Genomic DNA, 6,413 nt, shown 5'->3' with positions numbered 1-6,413 from the left:
GAGGACAGTGCGTCCATGCTTTGCGAGCGCGAGATGCGCGGCAAGAGTTCGAGCGCGAACGCGGTGATCTGCTTCTGCTGCAGCAGCTTCACCCGCTCCGCATCGGCCCACGGCTGCAACATGCCGAGCAGCACGCTGCCCGGTTTCATCGCCGCGAGCAGCTCCAACGACGGCGGCTGCACGCACAGCACAAGCTCGGCTTCACCGAAGATCGCAGCCGCGTCCGCGCCCAGCCTCACCTCGGCAAATGCGTCGTCACGGTAGTGCGCCGGACCGCCCGCCCCCGTCTGCATCACCACCTGGGCACCAAGGCCCTGATACTTCTTGACCACGTCCGGCACGACCGACAAACGTCGCTCGCCGGGCATGGCCTCCGCTGGCACTCCGATCAACAGAGGCATGGGGACCCTCCCTTTGGGATTGAAAATGAAAAAACGCGTCGGCCCTGCAATTGTTGTAGTTTCTCCCTGCCCCACACCGTTTAGGTGCGTTACCGGCGCCACTCGGATATTACCGATAATCAGCCACGGTGCAACTCGGAACCGGAATAAGTAGGACAGTCTTCTATCGGTGACCGATAGGGACAGCGTGAACAGACGCCGCGAATGCGGGTCGACCTGCCACGAGAGGCGGCAGAATCATTACGTTCGATCGGACCAGGCGAGGAGGCCCCGGCCTCGGTTGCTGCGGGTGCCGCTCGCGGGGGCATCGACCAACTTGATGATCGCCAGCGAAATATTGTCTCCGACACCACCGGAGCGCTCTCGCGCCCGGTCGATCAGCGACTGGGCGGCCTCGCGCGCGGGGAGCGCATGGATGGTGCCTGCCAGTTCGGCATCCGAAAAGTACGCCCACAGGCCGTCGGAGCACAGCAGGAAACTCTCCCCGCCGACCAGCTCGTCGGAGTGCGCATAATCGACGCGCGGCTCACGGTCGCTTCCCAGGCACGACAACAGCACGTTGCGCTGCGGATGGTTGCGGGCACCAGCCTCGTCGATCAATCCCTTGCGCAGGAGTTCGCCGACCAGCGAATGATCCTCGCTGCGCCCCACCACTTCGGCACCGCGAAAGTGATAGACGCGGGAGTCGCCGCAATGAACCCAGTACGCTCGCCCCTGATGGAGCAGGAACACCACGGCGGTACTGTGCGGATCCTGCTCGCTGGTGAAGCGGGTCAGCCGGATCACCACGTGGGCTTCGTTGATCACGCTCTCTAGCAGATGCAACGGACTCTCATGCATCGGCGCGAAAGCGTCGAAATTCTGCTTCGCCTTGAGCAACACCTGCTCAGCCGCCATTGCCCCGCCGCTATGACCGCCCATGCCATCGGCAAGCACCGCGAGCATCATGCCGGTCCGGGTCGGATGGCCGAACAGGGCAACCCGATCCTGCTGCTCTTTGCGGTCGCCGAGGTGGCGGGCTACACAGGTCTCGACGGTAATGGGCATATGGACGGAGTATTCGGTGAAGTGCGCAATGATAGCAACCGCTACCCGGATCGGGGGGTCGGCGCTTGATCAGAATGCCATTGCGGGGCACCGGCGTGAATAATGTCACGCCGGCGCCCCGCAACATCACATCACATCAGCATACTCCGGTTCAAAGCGAGAATCCGTTCAGCCGGGAGTCGATCAGCTCGATCCAGTGCCGCACGGATGTGGCGGTACCGGCCTGCAGATGCGTGATGCAGCCGATATTGGCCGACGCAATCAGCGCGGCGCCGCCTTCGCTCAATGCGGCCAGCTTGTTCTCGCGCAGGGTGTGGGAAAGCGCCGGCTGCAACAGCGAATAGGTCCCCGCCGAGCCGCAACACAGATGCGCGTCGCGCACCGGCGTCAGATCGAAGCCGGCTGCATCGAGCAGCCCCTCGACCCCGCCACGCAACTTGAGGCCGTGCTGCAGCGTGCAGGGTGCATGCCAGGCCAGTGCCATGCGTTCGATCGACCTGCCCTTGAGCAGCGTCGACAGGGCATCGAATTCGGCGGCCACCACCTCGCTGATGTCGCGGGTGAGTTCGCTCACCCGCAACGCCTTGGTCGCATACAGCGGATCATTGCGCAGGATGTGCGCGTAATCCTTGACCTGCGCTCCGCAGCCGGACGCGGTCATCACGATGGCCTCGATCTCGCCACGTTCGATCGCCGGCCACCAGGCATCGATGTTGCGCCGCATGTCGACCTTGCCGCCCTCGTGGTCATTGAGGTGATGACGGACGGCGCCGCAACACCCGGCCCCCGGGGCCTCCACCAGCGAGATGCCGAGCGTATCGAGCACACGCGCCGCCGCCGCGTTGATCGAAGGCGCCATCGACGGTTGCACGCAGCCGGCGAGCGCGAGCATGCGCCGTCGGTGGCGGACATTCGGCCACGGCCCGGACGGGCGGGCGAGCGGCACCTTGTCCTTGAGCGTGTCGGGCAGCAGGCCACGGACCATGCGCCCGACCTTCATCGCCGCACCGAACAGCCCGGCCCGCGGCACGAACTCGCGCAAGGCCCATCTCACCGCACGATCGCCACCGCTCCGCGGAACCTTGGCCTCGACCACATGACGGCCGATATCGACCAGGCGGCCATACTGGACGCCGGACGGACAGGTCGATTCACACGACCGGCAGGTCAGGCAGCGGTCGAGATGGAGCCGGGTCTTCTCGGTCGGCTCGTGCCCCTCCAGCACCTGCTTGATGAGGTAGATCCGGCCGCGGGGACCATCGAGTTCGTCCCCGAGCAGCTGGTAGGTCGGACAGGTCGCGGTACAGAAGCCGCAGTGCACGCATTTGCGCAGGATGTCGTCGGCCTCGCGGCCTTCCGGGGTATCACGGATGAAATCGGCAAGCTGGGTCTGCATGCTCAGAGTCCTTGGTAAAGCCGGCCGGGATTGAGAATGCCCGCCGGGTCGAAGGCAGCCTTGAGGCGGCGGTGAATGGTCAGCAGCGGCGCGGGCAGTGGCGTGAACACCTCGGCCGTGCGCTCGCCACCGCGGAACAGCGTGGCATGACCGCCCAGCGCGGCCGTCCGTTCGCGGATCCGCTCCGCACCGGCGTCACTTCGCAGCCAGCGCTGGGCACCGCCCCATTCGATCAATTGGGCGCCGCCCAGCTTCAGCGGCACCGCCGAACTGGGCAGCGACAAACGCCACAGCGGCATTTCCGTCACGGCGACAAAAAAATCTGCCTGCTGCTCACGCAACCCGTCCCAGAACGCGGCCGCCACCACGGCATCGACCCGCTCCCCACCGAGTCGCGCGCACGCGGCCTGCACGGCCGCCTCGGCCCCCGACAGCCGCAGTGTCAACACCCCATCCGCCCACGCCGAAGCCGACACCGGCAATGGTTGCCCGCCCCAGTCGTTGACCCGGCCGATGGCATCCGCTTCAGCCATCGCAAAACGCAGTGTCGCCTCCGCCACCGGACGCGGCAGGACCTTGAGCGACACTTCGAGGATCACGCCGAGCGTGCCGAGGCTGCCTGCAATCAGGCGCGACACGTCGTAACCGGCGACGTTTTTCATGACCTGCCCGCCAAAGGACAAGACCTCGCCGCGGCCGTCGATGATCTTCACCCCGAGCATGAAGTCGCGTACCGCACCGGCCGTGGCCCGTCGCGGACCGGACAGGCCGGCCGCGACGCAACCGGCCACCGTCGCCGTGCGGCCGAAACGCGGAGGCTCGAAGGCGAGGAACTGGTTTTGCGCCGCCAGCACCGATTCGAGCTCGGCGAGCGGGGTCCCGCCACGCACCGTGACCACCAGCTCGGTCGGCTCATAGCTGACGACGCCCGCGTGGGCGCCAACATTGAGGACCTCGCCCTGCGGCTCACGCCCGTAGAAGCGCTTGCTCCCGCCCCCTTCGATACACAGCGCCGTCCCGCTCGCCGCCGCCTCACGAATCTGTCCGGCCCAGGCCGATACCGGTTCATTCATCATTCATCCACCTTGTCTTTGGTTTCTTTGTCCGACCACCGCCGGCCCGCCCCGCGCAACGTCAGCCACGCGCCGACCAGCGACAACACCGGCACCGCCACCAGCAGGAACTGGATCCAGCCGCGTTCCATCAGAAGCGCGGCAACTCGGGATAGGGCACGTGGCCGTCCTTCACTCTCATGCGCCCGTACTCGGCACAGCGGTTCAGGGTCGGAATGGCCTTGCCGGGATTGAGCAGGCCGGCCGGGTCGAAGGCACCCTTGACGCGGAAGAACATCGTCAGCTCGGGCCGGGAGAACTGGCTGCACATCTGATTGATCTTCTCGATTCCCACGCCATGCTCACCGGTGATCGTGCCGCCGAGTGCAACCGACAGCTCGAGGATCTCGGCACCGAACTCCTCGGCCCGCTCCAGTTCTCCGGGCTGGTTGGCATCGAACAGGATCAGTGGATGCAGATTGCCGTCGCCGGCATGGAACACGTTGATGCAGCGCAGTGCGTACTTTCCTTCCATATGCTGAATCGCGATCAGCATCTCGCCCAGGCGCTTGCGCGGAATGGTCCCGTCCATGCAGTAGTAGTCGGGCGAGATCCGACCGGCAGCGGGAAAGGCGGCCTTGCGCCCGGCCCAGAACTTCATCCGCTCGGCCTCGTCGCGCGACACCCGGACCTCGGTCGCACCGCTCTCCTCGAGCACGCTACGGACGCGGGCGATCTCCTCGGCCACTTCTTCCGGCGTACCGTCGGATTCGCACAACAGAATGGCTTTCGCATCGAGCGGATAGCCCGCATGCACGAACTCCTCGACCGCGGCCGTTGCCGGCTGGTCCATCATTTCGAGCCCGGCCGGAATGATGCCTGCAGCAATGATCGCGGCCACCGCATCGCCGGCGCGGATGACGTCGTCGAATGCCGCAAGCACGCACTGGGCAAGCTGGGGCTTGGGCGTCAGCTTCACGGTGGCTTCGGTGATCACGGCGAGCATGCCTTCGGAGCCGGTCATCAGCGCGAGCAAGTCGTAGCCGGGGGCATCGAGCGCATGATTGCCGAACTCGACCAGTTCGCCCTCGATCGTGACCCCGCGCACCCGCAACAGGTTATGCACGGTGAGGCCGTACTTGAGGCAGTGCACGCCCCCCGAGTTCTCCGCGACGTTGCCGCCTATGGTGCAGGCGATCTGCGACGAGGGGTCGGGCGCGTAGTAGAGGCCGTGGGCTGCCGCGGCTTCGGAGATCGACAGGTTGCGCACTCCGGGCTGCACCACCGCGGTCCGGGCATGCGGATCGAGATGCAGGATGCGGTTGAAGCGCGCCAGCGACAGCAGCACGCCCCGGGTGTGCGGCAGCGCGCCGCCGGACAGCCCGGTGCCGGCACCGCGCGCGACCACCGGCACCCCCAGCGCGGAACAGGCCTTGAGCACCGCCACGACCTGCTCCTCGGTCGACGGCAGCGCCACCACCAGCGGCAACGCGCGGTAGGCCGCCAGGCCGTCGCACTCATAGGGCCGCAGATCCTCGGTTTCGAACATCAGCGCCCCGGCCGGCAGGACACGGGCGAGCGCCTCGATCACGCGTGCCTTGTCCACCGTGGAAAAATCCGCATCGCTTTCGCCGGGAACGGCTTCCTCAATCAGGGTCATGCTGCTTCTCCATGCGTTCCGGCCCCATCGGCCGCGTCCATATTGCGCTCCGCCCCACGCAGCGTGACACCCAGACGACGCGCCGCTGCCGTCAGATGGTTCCGCGCCGCCAGCCCCGCTTCAACTGCGTCGCCACGACGGATCGCCGCAAAAATTCGCCGATGTTCTGCCTGCGCCTCGGCGGCGCGTCCGGCGCGGTGCCCGTCTTCATCCCAGGTCGGCAGCCGCGAATCCGAAAACTGCCGTCCCATGTAGGCGAGAAAACGCTCGAGCTGGCGATTGCCGGACGCCGCAGCAATCGCCAGATGAAACGCGTCGTCGGTCACCGCGCCGCCACATCCGGTCGCCAGCGCCTGCTCCATCTGTTCCAGTGCATGGCCGATCCGCACCAGACTCTCATCGGTGCGACGCAAGGCGGCAAGCTCGGCGGCGCCGCTCTCGACCATGCAGCGCAGCTCGAAAATATCCGCTACATCATTCCCGTCCCGTTCCGCTCCGCGCACCAGCTTGAAACTGCCCTCGCCCGGGGCCGCGGCCACGAACGCACCGAGCCCCTGCCGGGTCTCGACGCAGCCCTCGGCCTTGAGACGCGAAATCGCCTCGCGCACCACGGCACGGCTCACCCCGAAGCGCTCACACAACACCTTTTCGGTAGGGAGCTGCGTGCCGGGCGCGACCCCGCGCTCACGTATCCACGCCTCGATCTGGCTGGATACGCGGTCACTGAGGCGAAGTGGTCGGTCGAGTATGGAAGCGAGCATGGTCATCAGCTTGTCTGACAAGTGCTGAATTCTAACCCACACAGCTTTCCTCGCCACTGGGGTTTTCCCTCGACGTCCCCCATACCGTGGCCCGCG

7 protein-coding genes are annotated in these 6,413 nt (G+C 66.3%); all 7 read right to left on the bottom strand.

Translation table 11 applies throughout. The features are described from left to right. Nucleotides 1-401, bottom strand: a 401-nt coding sequence (locus AC3A35_RS17555; RefSeq protein WP_487437486.1) for a Rossmann-fold NAD(P)-binding domain-containing protein, incomplete at its 3' end; no start/stop codon positions are given. 240 nt (nt 402-641) lie between these two features. Then, complete coding sequence (locus tag AC3A35_RS17550) at nt 642-1,448, bottom strand: PP2C family protein-serine/threonine phosphatase (protein ID WP_487437485.1); 807 nt, start codon at nt 1,446-1,448, stop codon at nt 642-644. 151 nt (nt 1,449-1,599) lie between these two features. Further along, the gene (gene glcF / locus AC3A35_RS17545) at nt 1,600-2,844 is read right to left on the bottom strand and encodes a glycolate oxidase subunit GlcF (protein WP_487437484.1); all 1,245 of its coding nucleotides are present in this window, start codon (nt 2,842-2,844) and stop codon (nt 1,600-1,602) included. Between the two features lie 2 nt (nt 2,845-2,846). Then, the gene (gene glcE, locus AC3A35_RS17540) at nt 2,847-3,917 is read right to left on the bottom strand and encodes a glycolate oxidase subunit GlcE (RefSeq protein ID WP_487437493.1); all 1,071 of its coding nucleotides are present in this window, start codon (nt 3,915-3,917) and stop codon (nt 2,847-2,849) included. Next, the gene (locus AC3A35_RS17535) at nt 3,917-4,048 is read right to left on the bottom strand and encodes a hypothetical protein (protein ID WP_487437483.1); all 132 of its coding nucleotides are present in this window, start codon (nt 4,046-4,048) and stop codon (nt 3,917-3,919) included. The genes glcE and AC3A35_RS17535 overlap by 1 nt, the downstream gene beginning before the upstream one ends. Next, nucleotides 4,048-5,556, bottom strand: a complete 1,509-nt coding sequence (locus AC3A35_RS17530; protein WP_487437482.1) for an FAD-linked oxidase C-terminal domain-containing protein — start codon at nt 5,554-5,556, stop codon at nt 4,048-4,050. The genes AC3A35_RS17535 and AC3A35_RS17530 overlap by 1 nt, the downstream gene beginning before the upstream one ends. Next, complete coding sequence (locus tag AC3A35_RS17525) at nt 5,553-6,338, bottom strand: FadR/GntR family transcriptional regulator (RefSeq protein WP_487437481.1); 786 nt, start codon at nt 6,336-6,338, stop codon at nt 5,553-5,555. Before AC3A35_RS17525 ends, AC3A35_RS17530 begins: the two co-directional genes overlap by 4 nt. Between the last annotated feature and the right edge of the window lie 75 nt (nt 6,339-6,413).

This window comes from Azoarcus sp. Soil_N_20 (assembly GCF_057656155.1).
This window is presented reverse-complemented; position numbering and strand designations above follow the sequence as displayed.

What these genes read in the sequence shown, in the direction of transcription:
- glcF (WP_487437484.1), bottom strand. Translation starts at nt 2,844, where the DNA reads ATGCAGACCCAGCTTGCCGATTTCATCCGTGATACCCCGGAAGGCCGC.
- AC3A35_RS17530 (WP_487437482.1), bottom strand. Translation starts at nt 5,556, where the DNA reads ATGACCCTGATTGAGGAAGCCGTTCCCGGCGAAAGCGATGCGGATTTT.
- AC3A35_RS17550 (WP_487437485.1), bottom strand. Translation starts at nt 1,448, where the DNA reads ATGCCCATTACCGTCGAGACCTGTGTAGCCCGCCACCTCGGCGACCGC.
- glcE (WP_487437493.1), bottom strand. Translation starts at nt 3,917, where the DNA reads ATGAATGAACCGGTATCGGCCTGGGCCGGACAGATTCGTGAGGCGGCG.
- AC3A35_RS17535 (WP_487437483.1), bottom strand. Translation starts at nt 4,048, where the DNA reads ATGGAACGCGGCTGGATCCAGTTCCTGCTGGTGGCGGTGCCGGTGTTG.